The sequence below is a fragment of the Calothrix sp. FACHB-168 genome (assembly GCF_963889195.1).
GTDB classification, from domain to species: Bacteria; Cyanobacteriota; Cyanobacteriia; order Cyanobacteriales; family Nostocaceae; genus Aulosira; species Aulosira anomala_A.
On record NZ_CAWPNJ010000016.1, the window covers coordinates 1 to 24,651 of the forward strand.

General features: G+C 41.4%; 14 protein-coding genes. 8 read left to right on the top strand and 6 right to left on the bottom strand.

From position 1 onward, the window contains the following. Positions 1-1,025 precede the first annotated feature (1,025 nt). Positions 1,026-4,262, top strand: coding sequence for a beta strand repeat-containing protein (locus AACW45_RS08845; RefSeq protein WP_190632648.1), 3,237 nt, complete (start codon positions 1,026-1,028; stop codon positions 4,260-4,262). Here the strand turns inward: AACW45_RS08845 and AACW45_RS08850 are convergent. The 3 genes from AACW45_RS08850 to AACW45_RS08860 all read right to left on the bottom strand — a co-directional run bounded on the left by AACW45_RS08850 (position 4,259) and on the right by AACW45_RS08860 (position 5,628). After that, positions 4,259-4,384, bottom strand: coding sequence for a hypothetical protein (locus tag AACW45_RS08850; RefSeq protein WP_277880350.1), 126 nt, complete (start codon positions 4,382-4,384; stop codon positions 4,259-4,261). The two genes, AACW45_RS08845 and AACW45_RS08850, sit on opposite strands and share 4 nt — an antisense overlap. Positions 4,385-4,456: 72 nt before the next feature. Further along, a complete protein-coding gene (locus AACW45_RS08855) occupies positions 4,457-5,269 on the bottom strand; it encodes a DUF1838 domain-containing protein (protein ID WP_190632649.1) in 813 nt (270 codons plus the stop codon). A gap of 80 nt (positions 5,270-5,349) precedes the next feature. Beyond that, positions 5,350-5,628: a hypothetical protein gene (locus tag AACW45_RS08860; RefSeq protein ID WP_190632650.1), complete on the bottom strand. Its 279-nt coding sequence runs from the start codon at positions 5,626-5,628 to the stop codon at positions 5,350-5,352. A gap of 601 nt (positions 5,629-6,229) precedes the next feature. Between AACW45_RS08860 and AACW45_RS08865 the strand changes: the two genes are divergently transcribed. The 7 genes from AACW45_RS08865 (at position 6,230) to AACW45_RS08895 (ending at position 21,816) form a co-directional block, all read left to right on the top strand. Next, a complete protein-coding gene (locus tag AACW45_RS08865) occupies positions 6,230-7,558 on the top strand; it encodes an NF038122 family metalloprotease (protein ID WP_190632749.1) in 1,329 nt (442 codons plus the stop codon). A gap of 240 nt (positions 7,559-7,798) precedes the next feature. Then, positions 7,799-9,196 (top strand): NF038122 family metalloprotease, encoded by a 1,398-nt coding sequence (locus AACW45_RS08870; protein ID WP_190632750.1) that lies wholly within the window; start codon positions 7,799-7,801, stop codon positions 9,194-9,196. A gap of 1,612 nt (positions 9,197-10,808) precedes the next feature. After that, a complete protein-coding gene (locus AACW45_RS08875) occupies positions 10,809-11,732 on the top strand; it encodes a DUF11 domain-containing protein (protein WP_190632651.1) in 924 nt (307 codons plus the stop codon). Next, complete coding sequence (locus AACW45_RS08880; protein WP_242045619.1) at positions 11,729-15,442, top strand: hypothetical protein; 3,714 nt, start codon at positions 11,729-11,731, stop codon at positions 15,440-15,442. The genes AACW45_RS08875 and AACW45_RS08880 overlap by 4 nt, the downstream gene beginning before the upstream one ends. Positions 15,443-15,474: 32 nt before the next feature. Continuing rightward, the gene (locus tag AACW45_RS08885) at positions 15,475-17,724 is read left to right on the top strand and encodes an OmpA family protein (RefSeq protein WP_190632652.1); all 2,250 of its coding nucleotides are present in this window, start codon (positions 15,475-15,477) and stop codon (positions 17,722-17,724) included. 54 nt (positions 17,725-17,778) lie between these two features. Continuing rightward, positions 17,779-20,766: an SdrD B-like domain-containing protein gene (locus AACW45_RS08890; protein ID WP_190632653.1), complete on the top strand. Its 2,988-nt coding sequence runs from the start codon at positions 17,779-17,781 to the stop codon at positions 20,764-20,766. 528 nt (positions 20,767-21,294) lie between these two features. Beyond that, positions 21,295-21,816: a dihydrofolate reductase family protein gene (locus AACW45_RS08895; protein ID WP_190632654.1), complete on the top strand. Its 522-nt coding sequence runs from the start codon at positions 21,295-21,297 to the stop codon at positions 21,814-21,816. Positions 21,817-22,337: 521 nt separating this feature from the next. Here AACW45_RS08895 and AACW45_RS08900 read toward each other — a convergent pair. The 3 genes from AACW45_RS08900 to AACW45_RS08910 form a co-directional block, all read right to left on the bottom strand. Then, positions 22,338-22,667, bottom strand: coding sequence for a hypothetical protein (locus AACW45_RS08900; protein ID WP_190546634.1), 330 nt, complete (start codon positions 22,665-22,667; stop codon positions 22,338-22,340). A gap of 404 nt (positions 22,668-23,071) precedes the next feature. Further along, a complete protein-coding gene (locus AACW45_RS08905) occupies positions 23,072-23,596 on the bottom strand; it encodes a tetratricopeptide repeat protein (RefSeq protein ID WP_190632655.1) in 525 nt (174 codons plus the stop codon). 211 nt (positions 23,597-23,807) lie between these two features. After that, positions 23,808-24,644: a hypothetical protein gene (locus AACW45_RS08910; protein WP_190632656.1), complete on the bottom strand. Its 837-nt coding sequence runs from the start codon at positions 24,642-24,644 to the stop codon at positions 23,808-23,810. Between the last annotated feature and the right edge of the window lie 7 nt (positions 24,645-24,651).

A 24,651-nucleotide genomic window follows, 5' to 3' on the forward strand; every position in this document is an offset into this window, starting at 1 on the left:
AATATCCTTAAACGAGCGCCCATATATTAAGTCACCTCGGTAGATGCATTCTCCGTATTTACTTATCTTTACATAGTTTGGTTTTTTCGTGCCTACCTACTAACTATACAATTTAGTTCAAGGACAGGCTTACCTGATAAATACTTCCACGGTAAAAATTTTTGTATACTTAATTAATTCTTGACTTAGTAAATTTACTGAAAATTTATAAATTAACAGCGATCCTTTATGAAAAGTTTATAAAATGATTTGTATACTTTATAAAGTGCTAAATTCACTAATAAATCTCAACTGCAAATAATAATATATTTGTAGAACCAACTTGAGATTATTTCTACTAAATTCAAATTTGCCATAAATTTTCCGCATAAAAATATTTAAAGCAGATTGCTAGTTAGTAAGGTAAAGATTATCGTTGATTGTAGGGGCACTGGCACTGCCATGCCCCGAAGCGCGTACCTCATTTACCTAAAATATGCTGTAAATAAAAGTTTAGGTAAACCTTAAATATTAGGTTATTCCTGAATTTAAAAATAACTTAATATTTTTGTATATATATAAATATTAAAAATCGAAGATTGCTAATTATATATATTAGATATATACTTCAATAAACTTTATTCAAATTCCTAATTTTTACCTATAATTTGGCGTTTTTATGACGATATTAACTAGTATGCTAGAATACGGTTAATTCAAATAATCCTTTCTATGCAAGCGGTTCAGGCATAATAAATATCATAAAATATTTAATTTATTCAAGCAGTCTAATCTAGACCAATAAAAATCAGCGATCGCCTTAATTGATTAATTAAGATGTGAACCTTTTTACAGATAAATACGTCAGAATTGCACTTAAAAAATATTTGATAAAAAATATTTTTTTGCGTAAAGATACGGAATGGCATTGATTAAATATTTATTGTCTATCGACAATCAATCAATCAGAGTATTTTGTGATGAACAACCACAATATCTGATTGGATGTTCAAATTCTGCAAACAATTTCCAATCTTATCTAAATTATGGCAACATTTATCGGCAATGATTCTGATAATAATCTGCCACCAAGTGGGGCAGATAATAGTGGCAACGATATTTTTTACCCAGGACGCGGCAAAGATGTTGTCAAAGGTGGCGCTGGCGATGATGTTTTGGTAGTTGATTATTCAAGCAACACCTATGCAGGTGGTACTCGAAATGCCGGAATTACCAGCTATACATCTGTTGGTGGTTCTGGCTACCTCTATGCCTACGAAAATGATGCGGGTGAATATGATCAAGTCAACTTCGAGCAAATTGAACGTCTCAATGTCACAGGTACTAACTTTGGTGACAGCATTAGTGGCGGTAGTGGTAACGATACTCTCAATGGTGGTGGCGGCAATGATAACCTCAATGGCGCTGCTGGTAATGACAGCATTAATGGTGGAGATGGCAATGACACCATCACTGGTGGTACTGGTGCTAATGTTGTCAATGGCGGTGCGGGAATTGATGTCTTAACCGATGCCAACTTTTCTGCTGCTACCACTGGTTTAAGTTTTAACGATAACGGTTCTGCCCAAGCAACAGTCACCCTCAGCGACGGTACTAGCGTCAGTGGTATTGAGTACTTCTTGGATATCACCACTGGTGCTGGTGATGACACCATTAGCTTCAGCCAAGAGCGGGATAATAGGATCAACGGTGGTGCCGGCAATGACATTATTAATGCTGGACGCGGTCGAGATGATGTCAAAGGTGGCGATGGCGATGATGTGTTGGTAGTTGACTATTCAAGCAACACTTATGCAGGTGGTACTCGGACTGCTGGAATTACCAGCTATGTCTCTGTTGGCGGTACAGGCTACTTTTATGCCTACAAAAATGATGCCGGTGGCTATGACCAAGTCAACTTCGAGCAGATTGAACGCTTTAACGTTACAGGTACAAACTTCGCTGACAGCATCAGTGGCGGTATTGGTAACGATACCCTCAATGGTGGTGGCGGCAATGATAACCTCAATGGCGCTGCTGGTAATGACAGCATTAATGGTGGAGATGGCAATGACACCATCACTGGTGGTACTGGTGCTAATGTTGTCAATGGCGGTGCGGGAATTGATGTCTTAACCGATGCTAACTTTTCTGCTGCTACCACAGGTTTAAGTTTTAACGATAACGGTTCTACCCAAGCCACAGTCACCCTCAGCGATGGCACTAGCGTCAGTGGTATTGAATACTTCTTGGATATCACCACTGGTGCTGGTAATGACACCATTAGCTTTAGCCAAGAGCGAGATAATAACATCAACGGTGGTGCCGGCAATGACATACTTAATGCTGGACGCGGTCGAGATAGGGTCAACGGTGGCGATGGCGATGATGTGTTAGTAGTTGACTATTCGAGTAACACCTATGCAGGTGGTACTCAAAAGCCCGGAATTACCAGCTATGTCTCTGTTGGCGGTACAGGCTACTTTTATGCCTACAAAAATGATGCCAGTGGCTATGACCAAGTCAACTTTGAACAAATTGAACGCTTTAACGTTACAGGTACAAACTTTGCTGACAGCATCAGTGGCGGTATTGGTAACGATACCCTCAATGGTGGTGGCGGCAATGATAACCTCAGTGGTGGCGCAGGTAATGACACTATTAATGGCGGAGATGGCAATGACACCATTACTGGCGGTACTGGCGCTAATGTCATCAATGGCGGTGCAGGAATTGATGTCTTAACCGATGCCAACTTTTCTGCTGCTACCAAAGGTTTAAGTTTTAACGATAAAGGTTCTGCCCAAGCCACAGTCACCCTCAGCGATGGTACTAGCGTCAGTGGTATTGAATACTTCTTGGATATCACCACTGGTGCTGGTAATGACACTATTAGCTTCAGCCAAGAGCGGGATAATAACATCAATGGTGGTGCTGGCAATGACATCATTAATGCTGGACGCGGTCGAGATAGGGTCAACGGTGGCGATGGCGATGACGTTTTGGTAGTTAACTATTCGAGCAACACCTATGCAGGTGGTACTCAAAAGCCCGGAATTACCAGCTATGTCTCTGTTGGTGGTACAGGCTACTTCTACGCATACAAAAATGATGCGGGTGGCTATGACCAAGTCAACTTTGAGCAGATTGAACGCTTTAACGTTACAGGTACAAACTTTGCTGACAGCATCAGTGGCGGTATTGGTAACGATACCCTCATTGGTGGTGCTGGTAATGACAGTATCAATGGTGGTGCTGGTAATGACATTATCACACAAGGATCTGGAGCAGATACAGTTGATGGTGGAGTTGGTATTGACACCTTGATCGATGCTGACTTATCAGCAGATACTATAGGGCGAGTGCTGACAATTGACGGCAGCACCCAAGCCACTATTGTGACTGGAAGTAACACTTATCAAGGATTTGAGTTCTTGCGCAATATCACTGCTGGTAGCGGCAATGACAATATCAGCTATACTTCTACAACTGTAGAGAACAACAATGTTAAAGGCGGTGCTGGTAACGACACTGTTAATGGTGGCGCTGGTAACGATAGCATTGAGGGCGGTAGTGGCAATGATAGCCTAATTGGCGGTACTGGCAATGACAGCCTCAACGGTGGTACTGGTAACGATACCTTGATAGGCGGCACTGGTAACGATATCTATGTTGTAGATAGTGTGGGGGATGTAATTCAAGAAACATCTACTTTGTCTACTGAAATTGACACAGTTAACGCCTCAATTTCTTATACTTTGGGTGCGAATTTAGAGAAGTTGACCTTAACAGGTTCAGCCGCTATTAATGGTACTGGCAACAGCCTCAACAATACCATCACTGGTAATAGTGGCAATAATAGCCTCACTGGTGGTAGCGGTAACGATAGCCTCACTGGCGGTGGCGGTAACGATATCCTAATTGGCGGTACTGGCAATGATACCCTGACTGGTGGTACTGGTGTTGATAGTTTCCGTTTCAATGCAATTAGTGAAGGTATTGATACGATTAAGGACTTTTCCACTGTGAATGGTGACGTAATTCAGATTTCCGCCGTTGGTTTTGGTGGTGGTTTAGCTGTAGGTACGTTATCGGCAGCGCTATTTATCTCTGGTGCAGGAGTATCAGCAGCTACCAATGCTTCTCAACGATTTATTTACAACAGTACCAATGGTTCTTTGTTCTTTGATGCTGATGGTAATGGCAGTTCTTTTGCAACTACACAAATAGCGATTCTCTCTGGTGCTGCTGCGTTGAGTAATAGCAATATTGTGGTTGTTTAAGCACATCTAAATTGCATAATTACTCGTGGTGACTGTTGACTGTTGACTGTTGACTGTTGACTGTTGACTGTTAACAGCCTTATCAGGATTGTGCAGGTAAATGCGATCGCATTTTCTCCCATAACTAGCAATCCCGATTAACTTAACAAAAACCCAGCCGGTGGATTCACTCGCTAGGCTGGGTAATTCGCTATTTATGATTCTGCGGCTGGTATAGGGAAAATTTCTCCAGCTAGGTAAGCGTCAAAATTTGCTTGGAAATTTAGCCAAGAAGTCATATCTTCCCCCTCTAAATATGATTTGGGGGCATCTCTGTATAAAGGCACGCGAGTATTAATTTCATCTTGCAATAATTGGGGTAAGTCAGTGAAATTATGGACTTTACTCCCAATTGCACTATAAATCAGCTGACCAGTGCGATCGCCCATTTTCATCCAAGGTAGCCACTGACCAATTCGATCCCAACTGAGTTTGAGATCGCTAACTTCTAAAATTTCTGGATTTAATAAATCTGCGGTGGGTACAGTCAGTTTAAATAATTCTGCGGCTTGGTAAGTTGCTTGGGGACTGTATTCGGCAAATTTTGGATCTGCGGCTAAGGGGTTGGGGTAAGTGGGAAAAATATCAAATACAAAGGTTGTATTTTCTCCTTCTACTTGCGCCGGAAACTTTCCCTTAAATTCACCTTGTACGGGATTATTGGCGACATGCATCACTGGTACTGTCTCCCCAGTCCAGGGATTTTCCCATTTATGCAATTTTTCACCGGTTTCTGGGTCAAGGTAGTAGGTTAGTTCCCTAGAAGTAAAATCCCATTTCCCCGCTTCAGTAGCAATGCATCTACTGACACTCATGCCCAGTATTTTAAATAAAAGTTTACGTCTTTCTCCGGGAATAAAGGCGTAAATTTTACCTGCCCAAATCAGGTATGTAGATTGGTTAGAATCAAGAGATGAACGGGTTTTCACCCAATGTAGAGCATCTAATTCTTGAGTGTTGGTCACCATAGATAGCATCCTATATTAATTAATCATGAAAATAAACCCATCTTCTGGGTAGGTTAGCGCTGGCTGCACCTCAAAGGTAATCACAGTTGTGAAGCTTGTTCATCTTCCACAGGATTGGACATTGTTAAAGATATCGAGTTTAGGGTTTGAGGTGATGTTTCTAAGGGTGTTGGTTCAGGCGATCGCGCGATCGCCTCATCGCTGAGGTAAGATCCGACAATCTTGTCGTAGTTAGAAGCCACAGCTAAAAAAGCCCCACCCAAAATATAAATAGGTAATGGTAGGCTAAATTCCTTTACCCAGTCAAACAGTTCTGCCAAAGCAAACAACACAAAAAAGCAAGCTAGCCAAACTCTCATCTTGGTCTCCCTTTGCACAAGTCACTCTACTACTAGGGTAGGTTGCTTGCATGATACTTGATTTTTCCCTCTAACGTGCTATTCGATTCCAATTTGATCGCTGAAATATACTTGTTTAGATTCAAAACAGGGAATAGAAAATCACCAAGATAGATATTGACTGAGTTTTTGCCAAAATCACATAACTAAATATTAATTTTATAAACTTGGACGAAGTACAAAAATTAATGTCCGTAAATATGAGCAAAAACATGGAAATTTATTATCATAAAGAGTGTTTTTTACTCATGCCATAAATGATGCTGATTCTAAAATTTATAAAAGTATTTAAATAAAGATGACGATTGTGAAAAAATACCAAAACACTACCAATCATGCAACATTAAATTAAGGTGAAATTAAGTTAAAGTGATGTTTTGTTGTTCTTCTATAACTCTTAATATATGGAAATTTCCAGTATTAATACTTAAATATAAACATCAAATAAACGGTAATTTTTAGGTTATGGACACAAAAAATTTATCACATCATCACCTATTCAAACAGCATATCCAGGAAAATAAATTAATCTAACGAAATTCAATTCATTCCTGGTAATAGTATGAAGCAAAAAAAATTGGTATCTGGCTTAGTGAATCAAGTGAGCCAGCCACTAGGAAAAATAATTTTCACAATAGCTACTTTGCTGTCTAGCACCATTCCTGCTCATGCTGCAAATCTCAAATTTACCTATGGTTTAGGAGTAACTCAAGAATACAAATCTGCGGCGGAAGCAGCCGCACTTTACTGGGAAGATCGTCTCACAGATGATGCTACTATTAATATCCATTTAGAAATGCCTGATGCGAGTGGCTTACCTAAAGGTGTCTTAGGAGGAGCATTACCAGCTTTTGTGAATAATATTAGTCACTTCAATTTTCAGAATGCTCTGACAAATGACTCTCTTTCTACAAACGATTCCACTGCTGTCAACAATCTACCTAGCAAGGGTCAATCTTATTGGGAAGGTTTTATCGAGGGAGAATATGCATCTTCTACTACGATTAACCTGACGCGGGCTAATGCTAAAGCATTAAAATTAATTGACGCACATAGCACCAGTTTAGATGGTGTGATTGTGATGAGCAATTTGAGTAATAGTTCTTTTAGCTGGGAAAAGACACGCACAGCTGCTGTAGGAACTAATGAGTTTGATTTTACTAGTGTTCTTCTACATGAAATAGGGCACATTTTAGGTTTTGTTACTGCTTTAGATGCAGTAAAATCTACAAACCTGGGCGACCAAAATTATCTGAAAAAGTACGTTACTCCCATCAGTTTGTTTAGTAGAGATACTATAAATGCTCAGTATGCTCCTACAATGGCAACCATAGATTATGGCACTGACAACTTTTTTACCATTGACAATGGTAAAACTAATCTTGGTTTTTTATCTACTGGACAAGATACCAGTATAGTAACTCCTTGGGGTCAAGGAGATGGTTGGCAGGCTAGTCATTGGAAGTCTAATATTAATGCTTTGATGAATCCCGCCCTAGCACCAGGGGTTAGAAGAGATGCAGTTTCGCGAGATATTACAGTTCTTGATGTCATCGGTTGGGATATAGATTCTACCCCAGATTGGTCTACTAGTTATCTTGTATCTCAAGGTACTACTAATGCTAGTACAATTGGTAATACAGCGAATACTGTCTCTCTGGATCAGATGTTTAAGCAAAGCCGTTGGGGTGGTACTACTACTACGACTACTTTCAACCAAAATATGAAGTTAACTGATTTTCTGGCACAAGAAGGATTGTTCCAAAAAGGTACTTTTTGGTCGCATATGCCGGCAGAATCGACTTCTGTACCTGAACCTACGACAATGGCGGGGCTATTTACATTAGGCTTGTTAGGTTTGGCTATGGGTCGGCAAAAAAAGTTTAATTAAACAATGTCTTTAATGCGCGAATACTTCAACAAGCTCAGTACAAGTTTTGAATTTTGAATTCGCGCTTTTCAAATCTGTATTTATGCCACAATCAAGTATTAATACGTAAATTCCATGATCAGAAACCTGACAATATTTAGGTTATATACACAGAAGATTCATGACTTGAACACCTATTAAACCCGTATATTCAGGAAAATAAATTGATAACATAAAATTCGATATATTCCTGGTAAGAGTATGAACCAGAAAAAGTGGCTATTGCGCTTAGTTAATCATGTTAGCCAACCACTAGGAAAAGTAACTCTCACATTGGCTACTTTGCTCTGTAGCACCATTCCCGCTCAAGCTGTTAGCTTTAACTTTACCTACGATCCGGGAGTTTCTTTTGAGTACAAATGGGCAGCAGAAACCGCAGCATTATATTGGCAAGATATACTCAGAGATGATGCTACTATCAATATTCACTTAGATGTAGCCAGTAGTAGTAAGTTACCTCAAGGGGTTTTAGGTGGAGCTATCCCAGCTTTTCTGAATAATGCTAGTTACAGTAGTTTTAGAACAGCTTTAACTAACGATCGCCGTTCTAGTAATGATTTTACAGCTGTCGCTAATTTGCCTGGAGTCAGTAATTATAACTATTTGGATTTTGTTGCTAACGGCATAAATAACGGCACATACAGTAATAACACTCATTGGGCATTAGGAGTAGCCAATTCTGCACTCAACATTAATCATGCAGTGGTTAAAAGTGATATTACACTCACAACTGCTAATGCTAAAGCTTTAGGACTTATTAATAAACACGCAACTAGTTTAGATGGCACTATTGTGTTGAACAACCTGGCTAATACTAACTATTTGTGGGAAACTCTTCGTACCTCTGGCGTTAGTGCTAATGAATTTGACCTGACTACTGTGTTAATTCATGAAATGGGTCATATTCTGGGTTTTGTGAGTGGTGTTGATGCTGTTAATGATACCAATAGCAATCAAACTAGTAGTAACTTAGGAAAATATGCCACTCCTTTGAATTTATTCAGTAGAGATGGATTTTTTAACACAGATGGCACATTAATCTATGGTGCTTCATCCATCTTTACTATTGATGGGGGTAGGACTAACTTGGGCTATTGGTCAACAGGTGCAGATACTGATTTAGCCTTGGGTTATAATCAGGGTGGCGATGGTTGGCAAGCTAGTCACTTTAAAAGCACCTATACAGATGCAATCATGAATCCTGCCTTGAGTGCAGGGATGAGAAGAAATGTCACCAGCCGAGAAATAACTTTTCTTGATGCTATTGGCTGGGATACTAGAAATAAAACAACTAGCGATTCGACTCTGCAAAATTTGGCATATAGTATCGCCCTAAACAAGGGAAATATTGACCAGACTGTTAGCTTGAATAATATGTTTAACCAATCGCGTTGGGGTGGTACGACAACAACGACAACTTTCAATCAAACTACAGAGTTAGCTGATTTTCTGGCGCAACAGGGATTTTTTCAACAGGGTACTTTTTGGTCGCATTTACCAGTAGAATCGGCTTCTGTACCCGAACCTACTACAACTGCGGGGTTATTTGCATTAGGTTTGTTAGGTTTGGCTATGCATCGTCAAAAAAAGTTTAATTAGACTAAATTACTATTTTTCAGGTAAAATAGAAACCCTGCTAATGCTCGCAGGGTTTTTGTATAATTTTATATTGACTCAACATATTGAGAAAAGCGATCGCCAATCTTCACTAGATCGCAGCTAACTCAATTTGTGACAACTCCCACCGTCAACAGTCAACAGTCAACAGTCAACCGTCAACCGTCAACCGTCAACCATTAACAATCACCCCACAGTGGGATATATATCTACAATTGTTGCTCAATATCAATCTCTGCATCTGTTTTGATCGGGAGCCATGTACAATCATATCAAAATTAAGCCTCGTCCATTTTGAAACCAGGAGTAGTGCGGGCCGGAAAGCCCGCTACTACAACCAGGGAGCAAGATGCTCCCACTACTTTTAAAACTATGGTTCTCAAAATAAATGTGGTTTAACTGCAATCTTTGAAGCAAAATTTCATCTTCCTAAAGTCATATAAGAAGAAGACGTAACTTATTACAATAGTTAAATGCTAGCTAATAAACAGCAGCTATCAAACCTCTAGATTCTTACTACTGAAAGCATTATTGTGCAGATTGCTGTTATTGCAATATGACAGTTTAACAACTGGTGTCAATCTTTATGACAGCAAGTAGCAACATCTGTATTTTATCTATATCTGATGATGATACTGTTGCAGTGAACAGGGAAGCATGTGTGTTTCGGTAACTCCAAAATAGCAACTATGAGATTATGCTCCTTGAGGGTAAGCAAAGCCAACTGCTACACAGCGATCGCAAATTTTTCTAATTGGAATTCCTAAATTGTTGCCATAAATTTGAGTTGATGCTTTTATAGCAAAATTACAATTTGTTGACCATTAAGTAGTAAATTAATGTAATCTAAGGAAATAGGCAGCAAAAAAGTGAACTTAATTTCAATCGCGCAATAGGGTCTGGTCGCCAACAATAAAATTCTTTATTGAAAGACTAAAGACTCTAGCGATTAATAACCTGTGATTAATATTACTTACACAGCTTAAGTAAGTAAGTCACAGGCACATGACTATTGTATTGATTCAGAAATAATGTATGCAGTTTAGTTTTAAATTTGCATACTTTATTTGTCTGAAAAATTGGATTGTCTCAAGAAGTGTGTGGTAATACTGATAGTTTAGAGAAGCTATAAGTTTTATTGGATAAGCTCCTGCGCTTTATCCATATTTGTTTACATGATTGTGTATATTGGTATCTACCAACTAAGATTATTGACTAAAAATCCCTCAATGCATTAGCTGTTGGCGGTAAATCATGCTAACTCGATATCTATATTCACCGATGAGCAAATTGTCATAAAAACACTATCTATTTTTGAAACGTTACATCTTCTGATAAGATGCTTTAATAACCAAGTACTGAAAATTTTTGTAACTAAACTAGTATCTACTAGAGATTAATGAAAGCCTAAATGGCAGAAAATTTATTAACCATTATGCTTTGAGTTCTAAAAATTAGAAAATCACTTAAAAATAGAGGTTGTAGTCACATCATGTTTGTAATTAGGAGAAATATCATGCCTAAATAATTCTGCTTGGGTTGATCGAAAACCTTAAATTTGCCAAAAATCTTTGTTGTTGCTTGATGCCTTCCGATGACATCTAAAATTTCATGGTTGAGGCATAATAGCCTCTTGTGTGCATTTTTTTCTTTGGGTGTGGTGGCTTATCAAACCATTCCAACTATTGCCCAAACTGTAATTAGAAATACGGCTGGTGGAGGTGCAAATGGTTTGCCAAATCAGCGCTCAAACGAAGTCAGAATAACTGCTTCTCAAGCTGCTTTAGAGATTATTAAAACAGGCGATAGAGCAGCCGCAGAACCAGGAGATACAGTTATTTATCGCCTAACAATTAGAAATACAGGGCAAGCACCGGCGAGAAATATCACAATTACAGATAGGCTACCTTTAGGATTGCGATTTATCCCCAAATCCCTCAAAGGTTCTGTTGGTAATGCAGCTGTATCTGTAACTGCTAGTGCTGCTAATAATCGGGCGGTGACAATATCCCTTAACTCTGCTACCGAATTACCGCCCCAGGGAGTCTTAAATGTTGCTTATGCAGTGGAAGTAACGCCAGATGCAGTCAGGGGAACGGGAAGAAACCTAGCCCAAGCCCAAGCAGGAAATTTGACGAGTAACCAAGCTAGTCATGTATTGCGCATTCGTCCGGGGATTCTCTCTGATTGTGGCACGATTATTGGGCGGGTGTTTGTGGATAAAAACTTTGACGGCGAACAACAACCCAATGAACCCGGTGTACCCAACGCCGTAATTTACATGGATGATGGCAATCGCATTGTCACGGATGCTAATGGGTTATTTTCTTTAGCCAATGTTATATCCGGTTATCGGTCAGCGACACTAGACTTGACTAGTTTACCAGGATATGCATTAGCACCAAACAATTATTTTATCGAAAGAAATAGCCAATCACGGATGGTGAAATTAGCTCCGAGTAGTTTGGCTCGTGTCAATTTTGGGGTTACACCTGCATTTCCAGGGGGTAAACGATGATATCTCACAAAGATTTAGGTAGAGCGAGCAAAAACAGAGTGGGGATGGAAAAACAGCAATTATCGCTGTTGCGCTTGGCTGGACATACCAAGGGTAAAAGAGTGATGTTTCTGGCGTTTTTGGCATTTATCGCCCCTACCTTTTTTGGGATCAAAGCCAGCAATAATCAAGTGTTGGCGACAGAACCAGAAAACAGTCAGCCGCAAAATCTGATCCCTGAAGGACAAGCAGAAATTGAGCGGTTGATTGCTCAAGCTATTTCTCCAGCTACCACACCGACGACAACAGAGCCGGGTGCGACATCTCCTCAAACATCAACTACGACACCGACGACAACAGAGCCGAGTGTAACTTCTCCCGCAACACCAGCGACTACACCGACGACAACAGAACCAGCTAGCCCAATTCCCCAAAATCCGGCTCCCATCGCTCAACCAGAAACTATTCCCACAGAGCTAACACCGGTATCTACACCCCAGAATCCGAACCGGAAATTAAAGATTGAAATTTTACCAGTAGGTGACCCTAGAGTCCAAGCTGATGGACGCTCGACAATCAAGCTACAAGGGCAAATTACCGACGAACAAGGGCAAATAATTCCCGAAGATGTATTAGTAACTTTAACTACTAGTGCTGGTAAATTTGTCGGTGCTGATCAGGATAAAGACCAAGGTGGCTTTCAGGTACGCGCCATTGATGGGGAATTTAGCGCAACTCTGCAATCGGATATTAAACCCCAACAAGTTAGAATTAGGGCAGCTGTAGAGAATATTAAAACGCGATCTGCCGTAGGCAGCAGCGCTTCGCTATCGCCCCAAATAACACCAGGCGAATCCAGCTTTCCCCAACAAACCGACACTTCATTAATCGATAAAGTCGGGGAAGTACCAATTGAAGCTTTTACCCAAGTTGAATTTACTACCTATCTCCGTCCTTCACTCACCACCGGGATAGTTAATCTGCGCATAGGCCCTGGTGGTACTAATTATTGGGGGAGTTTCCGTGACTTTCTCAACCCCGACAGAACCGGGGGAACAGAAGTAGACTTGAGTGCGGCTGTCTTTACCACTGGGAAAGTTGGAGATTGGTTATTTACAGGCGCTTTTAATAGCGAACGTCCCATCAACCAAGACTGCGAAGGCAGAAACCGCTTATTTGGGGGGGTGCAATTTTGCGAACAACAATATCCCGTCTATGGCGATAGTTCTACATTTACAGCCACCACCCCCTCTATAGATAGCTTTTATGCTCGCATCGAGCGTAGTCCCTTAATTCCCGGTGCCGATCCCGATTATTTCATGTGGGGGGACTACAACACCGAAGAGTTTTCCCGACCATCCCAACTTTATACAGCTACAGCTCGTCAACTCCACGGTTTTAAAGCTAATTACAACTTCGGCCCCTTACAAATCACCGGGTTATACGCCAATAATATTGAAGGCTTCCAACGAGATACGATTGTCCCCAATGGAGTTAGCGGTAATTACTTCCTTTCTCGGCGGTTGTTAGTTCCCGGAAGTGAAACAGTTTATTTAGAAGCCGAGGAAATTAATCGTCCGGGGACAGTAGTTCAGCGTCAGCAACTATATCGCGGCCCCGATTATGAAATAGATTACGATCGCGGTACGCTGTTATTCCGTCGTCCCATCCTCGCTACAGAACTCAATCCCTTTGGCGCTACCTTAGTGAGGCGGATTGTGGTTACCTACCAAAACGAAGGCGGACAAGATTCCAAACTCTATGGTGGACGACTGCAATATAATATTTCCCAAGATTTAGAAAGAAAATCTTTTTTTGGAGCCAGTTACCTACAAGAAGACCAAGGAAGTCAAGAATTTCGCTTATTTGGCGCTGATTTTCTGCTTTCTTTAGGCGATGCTGGTAAAATTGTCGGGGAATATGCCCGTTCTAACGGTAACCTCGTGGATGGTCGAAATTTTAACGGTTCTGCATATCGTTTAGAAGCCTTTGGTAAAATTGGCGAGAGTTTCCTCGGTCAAGCTTACTATCGCGCCGTCGAACCTAATTTTAATAACAACTCCACCTTTAGCTTTACCCCCGGACAAACACGCTACGGTGCATCAGTTCTCGCCAAAATCACTGAAACCACCAGCTTTACTGTGGGTTACGATTTTGAAGAAAATTATGGAACTGCGGCAACGGGAATCAATAGCACTTTAGGCTTTTTTGATTTATTCGATCCCCAACCCCAAGCGCGTCCGGGAGAAGCTGTTAACAATACTCTAAAAACCTTCCGCGCTGGTATTTTACAAAGAATTGGGGCGGCGGATGTCAGTTTAGAATATGTCAACCGTTCCCGCGAAGATAGAGTTAGTAACCGCTTTAGTGGCGATGCAGATCAATTAGTTTCGCGGCTGAAAATTCCTTTAACTGAATCCTTAACCTTTCAAGGACAAAACGAACTCAATTTAGGTAATAGCGATCCTCTTTACCCCAACCGCACCACCTTAGGATTAGATTGGAAAGCCTATCCAGGGGTGACATTGCGACTAGCGCACCAATTTTATGATGACAGCAGCTTAATACCTGGTAACTCCATCACTACCCTAGATACAATCCTCGATCGCAAATTGTCAGAGGATACAAGTTTGACTGGGCGTTACTCGGTGCTATCAGCCTTTAACGGCTTGCAAGGACAAGGTGCGGTGGGTTTAAATCATCGCTGGGCGATCGCGCCAGGATTGCGGGTGAATGTTGGTTACGAATACATATTTAAAAACATCTTTAACGGAACTGCTGCTGGTTCTCAATTCGGTCAATATTATGCAGTCGGACAAACAGCGTCTTCGTTAGGACTATATTCCGGTTCCGTTTATAGCGTGGGATTTGAGTACACCGATAACCCCCAATTCCAAGCTAGTACTAGGTTTGAGTATCGCGATGGGGATGAAAGCAATAATTTGGTAATCTCTGCTGCTGCTGCGGGGAAACTGTCGCCAGCGTTAACCGCTTTAGTTCGCTATCAACAAGCGGGGGAAGCTAACGTTTTTCTCCCCTCGACAGTGGGTGTAATTTCTGAAGGCGTGAGATTTCAAGAATTAGGAGACACCGCCAACCTGAAATTGGGTTTAGCCTATCGCGATCCGAGTAACGATAAATTCAACGCCTTACTTAAATATGAGTGGCGACAAAATTATGATTCAATTCCCCAAACTCAGTTAACAGGAAGTACAGCTACCGGGCAGATTTTTTCTGCGGAAGCGATTTATGCACCTAACTGGCGTTGGGAATTTTACGGCAAATACGCCTTTAGAAATGGGGTAACTTTCTTAGATGGCGATCGCTTTGATGCGGATGTGAATTTAGCGCAGTTACGAACGACTTACAGGTTAGGTTATCGTACCGATTTAGCCGTAGAAGGGCGCTGGATTGGACAAACTTCTAATAGCGGCACAAATTACAACGAATTTGGCATAGCTGTAGAATCTGGGTATTACTTAACTCCCGATCTGCGTGTGGGTTTGGGCTACAGCTTCGGTAGTGTTGATGACCAAGATTTTACTGGCTACCGTTCCCAAGGTGGTTTTTACGTCAACATTACTTTGAAACTGAATGAACTTTTGGGTGGCTTTGGCTTGCAAAAACCTGTACCCAAGCAGCAAGAGGAATCGAAGGTAGAACCGATCGCCCAAGGGACATCTCAAAGTCAACTTATTAACCGTCTCAAGCAGTCACGCGCGATGAAGTAGCAGCCCAGATTCAAGGTGTATAGGAGTGAGTGATGTACAAAAAGCAAGGGAAAAATCAACCGCAGAGGACGCAGAGGACGCGGAGACAGGAGAGGTTTTTGAGATTTTCGGGCATTTTACCGTTAACTTTTTGCCTTGTCGGTTCTGGGGTGGCTGTGAGTCAAACAGTACCTATTGCACCCGTGGCATTACGGATAGTAGTTAACAGCAATCAAGATGGCAATATTCAGCCTGACGAACAGCTAACTTTGCGGGAAGCCATTGAATTAGTCAATGGTACCCTAACAGTTGCTCAACTTAGCAGTGCAGAAAAGGCATTAATTCAACCTTTAACTGAGGGCGGTTCGCGAATTGAGTTTAGTTTGCCTGCAAATGCTACGACAATTTTATTACAGTCTCAATTACCAGATTTGGCGAGTCCGGGGTTAGTGATTGATGGGGGGACGCAACCGGGATATGATGCTACTGGTTCAGCGACAGCAGAAATTGCCATTCCCATTCCAGTAGTTGCGATCGCACCTGCACCAGATAAAGAAATTTTTCGCGGTTTAACTGTCGTAGCTGATGGTGTGACAATTCGCGGCTTGAGTCTTTACGGATTTAATGCCAGTGCCATTAAGCAGCAGTTAGGCAATATTTTAATTTACGATGGCGTGCCCAAGCCGGTAACTTTGACCACGCCTCCAGGGAATATAGTAATTTCTCACCGTTTACCTCCACCCAATACCACCCAGCAGCAACCGCCTAACAGCGCGTTTCCTTTCTATGACAGAGATGTACCGCCGAAAAATGTGGTGATTGAAAATAATTGGTTGGGGTTGACGACAGAAGAGAAAATGCCGGAAACGACATCAGCTTTCGGAGTTTACGTATTTAATTCCCAAGGCACAACCATTCGCCGCAACCGCATTTACTATCATGATGGTAGTGCAATTATTACCTCGGTGCGGGGTGAAAATACTTTAGTTCAAGAAAATATCATTGTCGGTAATGGGATTGCCGGGATGCCAGATGCCTTGAGAATAGAAGGTGTAGTGAATAAATCCCGCATTACCAGTAACTTAATTTGTGCCAATGATGGCGCAGGTGTGTATTTATTTAAACCTCAAGGTGATATCCAAATCCGCGATAACCGCATTACCTACAATGGCAGAAGATTGCGCCGGGCAGCAGTATATTTGATGGGTAGCGAACATCAAGTTACAGGTAACGAAATTTCCTACCAAACCGGGCCGGGGGTAGTGGTATCAGCTTTTCCCCAAACTGAACGCAATATTATTCAAAATAACTCTTTCGTAGCGTTGGAAGGTTTAAGTATTGACTTAAATGCCCAAAGAAATTTAGATGTCAGCGATTTTCAAAGAGGTGACGGGCCAAATCCTAAACGGAATTCGGGGAATCGTCGCTTAGATACAGGTAACGCTGCAATTAATGCCCCAGAATTTACCACACGGGAATTTTTGCCCAATGGTAACAGCGTCACCTTAGCAGGGAAAGCCGATCCGGGTTCAGAGGTGACAATTTATCGCCTGGGAGATTATCAACAAGGTAAGCAAGCAATATATGAAACTGGTTACGGTGCATTAAGTCAACCTTTAGCTAGCGCCCCAGTGGATGAGAAAGGGCGATTTAGCATTACAGTAGCTAATGTGAAAATTGGGGATATAGTTAGTGCGATCGCCACCGATCCCAAATATGGCACATCCGAACCTGCGATCGCGGCTTTTATCGGCCCCAGAACAAATACACCAAGCTTACCACCCGCAAGTCGGCAAAATCCCATTCCCCAATGTACCTCTAGACCAGTACCACCGCCACCACCGACACCACCCACACCCACACCACCACCTACCTTAATTCCACCCACACCATTAAGAATTCGCGCACCGAGAAACGTTCACTTTGCCTTAGATAAATCCTTTATTAGTCCAGCGAGTGCGATCGTTTTGGATCGGGTAGCCCAAGTATTGCGACAATACCCAGAGATCGTCATCGAAATCCAAGGACATACCGATCCCCGCGCCAGCAATGAATATAACCTCGCCTTGGGTAGAAGAAGGGCATTATCTGTGAGAAATTACTTATTACGCCAAGGTGTAGCCCCAGAACGGATGACAATCCGCACCTTAGGGGAAACTCAGAGAGTCAGTGAAGGTAGTAGCCGCGTAGATTACGCACGCGATCGCCGTGCCGAAATTATCTACAAAGATGTCCGAGGTATAGACATCATCATTGAAGGCCAAGAACAAGACTTGCAATTAGAACCACCGCGAAGGAGATAAGGCAGAGGCGACTCTTGTAGAGACGCGATTAATCGCGTCTCCACCCAATGCCCAATGCCCCATGCCCCATGCCCAGTTAAAAAATTTACATCTTGTTTTAGGAAGCCAGTAATGAAACCTTTATTGAAAAATCTAGTTCCACCCCTGAGAAGTACATTTCTCACCCTACTGTTAACCGCACCGCAAATTCCTTTCGGCAGTTTTTCCCAGCAAAAAGCTGTAGCACAGACACAGAACCCTACCTGTCCGGCTAATACAAGATCGGCAACTGTTGACTGGACTCCCACCAATAATCTGACAGACTTTTTAAGTCAAAACCTGAATGATGGCGGAATTAGGGCGACTTTTCAGTTTATTGATAATCCTCCCCCCCTGGGAACAGTCACCGACACTGGAAACATAGGCGTCATTGAAGACAATCAAGTGACAAGGATTGACGGAACCGGAGAAATTTACGGCGGGATCGCTGGGCCAAATCTACGCTGGAATATTGGTGTGGACAAAAACCCCGCGCAAGGTAATTCCACAATGATCATTACCTTCGATCAACCAGTTACCTTAGCAAAACCCTTGACCTTTATGGATGTTGACCGAGATGGTGCGCGAGATCAGGGGGAAACATTTCAAGATCGGATTGTAGTGACAGCATTCAATGGATCTGCACCTGTTTCCTTAACTGGTAGGGCAATCGGTACAAATACTAGAGTTACTAACAATGGTAATAGCGTAGTAGCAGAGGGCATTAACGAAAATGCTTTCCCTAATACTAACAGTGCCAACGTTGAGATCGCGCCGTCTGGTGCTGTTACACAAATTAGCGTGTTCTACGAACCAGGAAAAGAATATGGTGAACCACTCCAAGATGAGACTATAGGTCTAGCTAAAATCAATATTTGTGTTCCCACAGGTTCGATTGGCGATACTGTTTTTAATGATAATAATGGTAATAATGCTCAAGACCCTGGTGAACCAGGAATTCCCGGCGTTGGAGTGGAAATCAGAAATATTAATAGCAATGAAGTTAGCACAGCTACAACTGATAATAACGGTCAATACCGAGTTTCTAATTTACTAGCAGGTCAATACACAGCCTCAGTACCCCAAACACCTAATGGATTTACTCCTACTCTGACTCAGCCTAATCCCATTACTTTAACGGCTGGGCAGAATATCGATTCAGCTGACTTTGGTTTCCGTCCACCTGCTAATAGTTCTATTGGTGATACAGTATACAACGATATTAATGGTAACCAACAACAAGACAGCAACGAACCAGGGCTTCCTAATGTCACTCTTACCCTAACGCAACCAGGAAATGATGGGATTTTGGGTAATGCTGATGATACTACCCAAACCACCACTACCAATGCCAACGGAAACTACAATTTCAGTAGTTTGCCAGCAGGAAACTACAGAGTTACACTTAATCCACCTACGGAATTTACCGAAATTACTACTGGTAATGCCCAAATAGATGTGAATTTACCAGCGAATCAATCCAGGACAGATGTAGACTTTGGTTTGCGGCGTCCAACTACTGGCGTTCCCGGTTCGATTGGCGATACTGTATACAATGATATCGATGGCGACGGTCAACAAGATGCCAACGAACCAGGGATTTCTAATGTCACCCTGACCTTAACGCAGCCGGGGAATGATGGGATTTTGGGTAATGATGATGATACTACCCAAACCACCACTACTAATGCTAACGGAATCTATAACTTTAATAATCTGCCAGCAGGAAACTACAGAGTTACACTTACCCCACCTACGGAATTTACCGAAATTACTACTGGTAATGCGCAAATAGATGTGAATTTGCCAGTAAATCAATCCAGGACAGACGTAGACTTTGGTTTACGGCGTCCGGTAACCGGTAATAGTTCGGTTGGCGATACAGTATACAACGATATCAACGGTAATAGACAACAAGATAGCAACGAACCAGGGATTCCTAATGTTACGCTTAACCTGACGCTGCCGGGGAATGATGGTATTTTGGGTAATGATGATGATACTACCCGAACTACTACTACCAATGGCACCGGGAATTATATCTTTAATAATCTCCCGGCGGGTAACTTCAGAGTTTCACTGATTACACCAGACGATTTTAGCGAAATTACTACCGGGAATCCCCAAGTGGATGTGACGCTACAGGCAAATCAATCAAGGACAGACGTAGATTTTGGTTTGCGGAATCCGGTTGCTGGTAATGGTTCGATTGGTGATACTGTATACAATGATCTTAATGGCAATGCTCAACAAGATGCCAACGAACCAGGGATTGCTAATGTTACTGTGAACTTGAGATTTCCTGGGAATGATGGTATTTTGGGTAATGCTGATGATACTACGCAAACAACCAATACTAATGGTAGCGGAAATTACAACTTCAACGAGTTGCCAGCTGGTAACTACAGAGTTACAGTAATTGAGCCTGAGGAATTTCCGCAAATTACCACTGGGAATCCACAAGTAGATGTGACGCTACAAGCAAATCAATCAAGGACAGATGTAGATTTTGGTTTCCGCCGTCCTGGTACTGGTGCGGGTGGCGATGGTAATATCTTTTTGGTGAAGCGAATTACCGCGATCGCCAGAGCAAATGCTCCCACTACTCAATTCAATACTTTTGTTGATGACCCCAATGATAGCAATGATAATACATTCAACTCAACTGCGGTTGGTGTATTTGACGTATCACCAAATGGGCAAAATGGCGGTGGAATAGTCCAAAGTGGTGACGAAGTAGAGTATACAATTTATTTCCGCACCGAACAGTCATTAGAAAATATTAATTTGTGTGACTTGATTCCTACAGGTACTACCTATGTACCTAACAGTATTTCTGTTACAGGTGGCGGAGTAGGTGCAGATCAGGGAAGATTTTTCCCCGCATTAACACCGATAGAACAGATTCCCGAAAGTAATGTGTGCGAAAATCGCAATAATCCTAATGGGACAGTAATTGTCAAATTAGGCAATATTCCTACCACCCAATCGGGATTTGTGCGCTTCCGCGTCAGAATTAATTAAAATGTTAGTAGTCAGTTGTCAGTTGTCAGTTGTTTTGGTGACTGACTACCGACTGCTGATATAAGGGGATTTGTCTGTTATACCAATTCTCAAAAATTCAGCCACAGATGTAAATTCGGGAATACTTGAATTGGTCTCACCGAATTTTAGATTTTAGATTTTAAATTTTGGATTGAAGATTCAAAATTTAAAATCTAAACTGGTCTGTTCGCGTAGCGTTCCCGCAGGGTAGCCCCCGAATTTATTCGTGGAATAAATCTAATACCAATTTGAAAAAAGAATGCGACAGATGGTAGGGGCATGGCACTGCCATGCCCTCTAGAATATATTGATGTGTCGCAAACATTATTTGAATTGGTATAAAATCCAAAATCAAAAAATTTTAATTGAAGCCCCTGCATTCATAAGCCACTGCGGTGGACGGGTTTCCCGGATTAAAGCAAGTGGCGTGCATGGGGTAAATCTAAAATCCAAAATCCAAAATCCAAAATCCAAAATTGATTCACCTTGTTAGTAAATTAAGGGATTATGCGAAAAATAAGGTTATTTATCGCCGCTAGTCTTGATGGATATATTGCCAGAAAATCAGGAGATATTGATTGGCTATTTACAGATGGGGATTACGGCTACACCGAGTTTTTTAACCAAATTGATACAGTCTTGATGGGGAATAAAACTTATCAAACAATCCAGAGTTTTGGTGAATATCCATACCCAGGTAAAAAAGCTTTTGTTTTTTCCCATAAATTGCAAGGTACAGCTGACGACAATGTAGAATTTGTTGGTGGTGATTTGCAGGAATTTATCAACAATTTGCGTCAAGCTAGCGGCAATGATATTTGGTTAGTTGGGGGAGGAGAGATAATTAAATATTTCCTATATCACGGTTTAATTGATGAGTTAATTCTCTCAATTCATCCGATTATCTTGGGTGATGGTATTCCTCTGATTGAAAAAGATTCTAGTTTGGAAACTTTATTAGAGTTAACAAATGTCAAAACTTATGAATCTGGGTTATTGCAAGTTTTTTATAATTTTAAAGCTAAATAATTGTTAAAAATTAAATAATTATTTAGGTGGGTATCGCTGTCCGTACAATAATAGGGCATGGCAATACCCATAGGTGTCAACTTAAGCTAAAAATAGCCTCTGTCTTAGCTTTGCCACCCGCCTGAGAATGAATTCTCAGGCTAATAGCTCAAGTCTACTAAAGTAGACTCAAGATTTTGAGAATATTTAGTCATCTAAAGATGACTTTTACTATTAGCAAGGAACTTCAGTTCCTTGCGGTAATCAGGTTTCACGTTAAGTTGACACCAATGGGCAATACCATGCCCCTACCCATTTGTTACATTGTTTTTTCTATATCTCGTTTCCAGTCTCCTTTTGAAATACGGATTCTTGTGCTGCTTGCCTCGTCTGCTGATAAATTGAGGCAGAGCCTCATAAATCTAAGCTCCCACGCAGAGCATGGGAGCTAGATGGAATCAGGGTTTAACATTAAGTTGACATGTATGGGTAATGCCATACCCCTACCAATCTGTTTTTTAAATTGGGATCAGATTATCAAATTACCACCAAATCCGATTACCGTTTTCGTCAACTCTGGCTTGACGAATTACATCAGAAATTTCTTCAGCGTCTTTAACGTGGTGAAGCGCTTTCTGTTCACCATCGGGGTAGTCAACCACAAAATAAGTGGGAACTGTAATATGATCTCCGGTAATGTCTGGTGAATCTACAGCTATTTGTTTAGCTTTCTCTTCAACTGATTGGGGTTCGTCAGCTATTCTATCTCCAGGATTGGCGGTTAATTTTCTTTCTTTAACGTTGGGTTCGTCTTGACTATGCCAATCTTTACTTACTGGTTGGTTAATTTGCTCTTTAGGTTCGTTAGTCATAGCTATTGTGGGAATTTAAATCTTGCATTTACTAACATCAATTTAGAAAATAAAAGTCCTAAAGAGTTCTTTCTCTGGAGAGAGTTTCTAATTATCAATAAATAGGTGGATGTCTGAGGTTAGATATTGATTCAATCTTTAAATAAACTCGTCTGGCTGTAGAAATAGTTGTACATTTCTTGAGAAATAACCTCTTGATGTTTTGCACAAGAAACGCACTTAACAATTAAAAATTCAAAATTCAAAATTCAAAAATAAGGGCGGGGAAACCGCAAATAAGGGCAGGGTTTCCCCGCCCCTACGAAAAACAATGTTAATTACGTATGGAAATGTGGATTGGTTTGACAAATGACAAATGATAATTGTACAGACAAGGGTTCATCGCGTCTCTGACAAATGACTAATTAATTAGCTTCTATCTGTTTGACGGCGTTTTCGGCTTTTTGCGCTAACTCTTGGTTTCCTTCTTGTTGAAATAGTGTGGATGCTTTGCGTAAATCAGCGATCGCGGCTGGTTTATTTTTTAAGGCATAATTGGTAAGACCGCGAAAATAATGAGCGTAGGCAATATTCGGGGAAATTTCTAGTGCTGTGTCAAAATCTGTCTTAGCTGCTGGAAATTGCTCTAATAAGAACCTAGCTGCACCTCTTCCTACATAAGCTGAGGTATTTTTTGGTTCTAGCTTCAGCGCTTGGTTAAAATCTTCAATCGCACCGGAAAAGTTTTTGGCTTGGAATTTATCAATCCCCCGTTTCAAGTAGCTGGCGACTGTGCTGTTACTTGCAGGTGGTGTGGTGGGAGTTTGGGCAATAATGGTTTGTGTTGGTTGTGTGGGGGATAAATTGTTGGCTTCAGCTTGGGAAGCGATCGCGAATGTTCCGCATGTTCCGAATGTTAAAATTGCAACTGCTAATTTTAAACCTTTCATCGTTAAATCTCCTCAACTATAAATACCTTACTGCAAGGGACATCCAATTTTTTAAATACCCAATCAATTTGTCGTGTGAGCGTCTCGCTCGCATTAGAACAACAGCGAGCAAGACTTCGGCGTGAGCGCTCAGTCGAACGCTGCTCGCACTACGGAATATAGGTAATTGATTTTTTGTAAGTCCCCAAGTGAATTTACTTGCGCGTCACTTTTAATTATCCCCTAGCTTTCTTTCTGGTGTCGCCGCACTATTGTTATCTACTGGCGCGGCGTTACATAATTGTTGGGCGATATCTTGGCGAATCTGCTTGAGTTCATCAGATGGTTCCGATACAGAGTAAGCTTGTTGTAAGACATCTGACCATAACTGTTGATGGGCAAAATACTTAGCTTTGGCTAAAGCGATCGCTTCTTTGTTGGCTTTTTTAGTTTGCAGTTCAGTTTCGAGAGTCTGTAATTCTTTGGTAATGCGATCGCGTTTTTGGCTATCCATCAACTGAAATGAGACAAACATCGTCGGATTCGTACCCCTATACACCGTCCATTCATAAATTTTCCCTGGTTGCAGTTTTTCGCCTGTATAATTTACACTCTGCTGCGCTTCTACAGATTGACTCCATAAATTATCTGTGTCGCTACCACGACTGCGTAAGCCGATAGTTTGAATATTACCTTGCCAAATGAATAAAGGGCGATCGCTCCAAGTTTGCGTTATCTCTCCCTGTACCCCTGGCGAAATTGGGCAAAAATTCCCCCTAGCAGCTGTACGTCTGCGCCTTCGCTGAAATAAATTATTAATATTCAACACTTCTCGCCAAGACGTTGTTTGCACCACTTCACTACTCAATGCTGTTTGTGGAGAAATCACCACCGCCGGAAAAGTTACCATGCTGCTAGCAGTGAGTAATAGTAAACAAAACTTAACTACGGAAGCTTTTTTGGTGTTATTTTTTAATGACTGAATTCCAATATCTCTGGTAATGCCGGAATTAGGTAATAAACTCTGTGTAATTGCTATTAAAGAATGTAATAAATTATTTTTAGACATCAAGATT

Coding starts and splice junctions, on each gene's coding strand:
- AACW45_RS08890 (WP_190632653.1), top strand. CDS start 17,779: ATGCCCCATGCCCCATGCCCAGTTAAAAAATTTACATCTTGTTTTAGG.
- AACW45_RS08855 (WP_190632649.1), bottom strand. CDS start 5,269: ATGGTGACCAACACTCAAGAATTAGATGCTCTACATTGGGTGAAAACC.
- AACW45_RS08865 (WP_190632749.1), top strand. CDS start 6,230: ATGAAGCAAAAAAAATTGGTATCTGGCTTAGTGAATCAAGTGAGCCAG.
- AACW45_RS08845 (WP_190632648.1), top strand. CDS start 1,026: ATGGCAACATTTATCGGCAATGATTCTGATAATAATCTGCCACCAAGT.
- AACW45_RS08885 (WP_190632652.1), top strand. CDS start 15,475: ATGTACAAAAAGCAAGGGAAAAATCAACCGCAGAGGACGCAGAGGACG.
- AACW45_RS08860 (WP_190632650.1), bottom strand. CDS start 5,628: ATGAGAGTTTGGCTAGCTTGCTTTTTTGTGTTGTTTGCTTTGGCAGAA.
- AACW45_RS08900 (WP_190546634.1), bottom strand. CDS start 22,667: ATGACTAACGAACCTAAAGAGCAAATTAACCAACCAGTAAGTAAAGAT.
- AACW45_RS08895 (WP_190632654.1), top strand. CDS start 21,295: ATGCGAAAAATAAGGTTATTTATCGCCGCTAGTCTTGATGGATATATT.
- AACW45_RS08850 (WP_277880350.1), bottom strand. CDS start 4,384: ATGGGAGAAAATGCGATCGCATTTACCTGCACAATCCTGATAAGGCTG.
- AACW45_RS08870 (WP_190632750.1), top strand. CDS start 7,799: ATGAACCAGAAAAAGTGGCTATTGCGCTTAGTTAATCATGTTAGCCAA.
- AACW45_RS08910 (WP_190632656.1), bottom strand. CDS start 24,644: ATGTCTAAAAATAATTTATTACATTCTTTAATAGCAATTACACAGAGT.
- AACW45_RS08905 (WP_190632655.1), bottom strand. CDS start 23,596: ATGAAAGGTTTAAAATTAGCAGTTGCAATTTTAACATTCGGAACATGC.
- AACW45_RS08875 (WP_190632651.1), top strand. CDS start 10,809: ATGACATCTAAAATTTCATGGTTGAGGCATAATAGCCTCTTGTGTGCA.
- AACW45_RS08880 (WP_242045619.1), top strand. CDS start 11,729: ATGATATCTCACAAAGATTTAGGTAGAGCGAGCAAAAACAGAGTGGGG.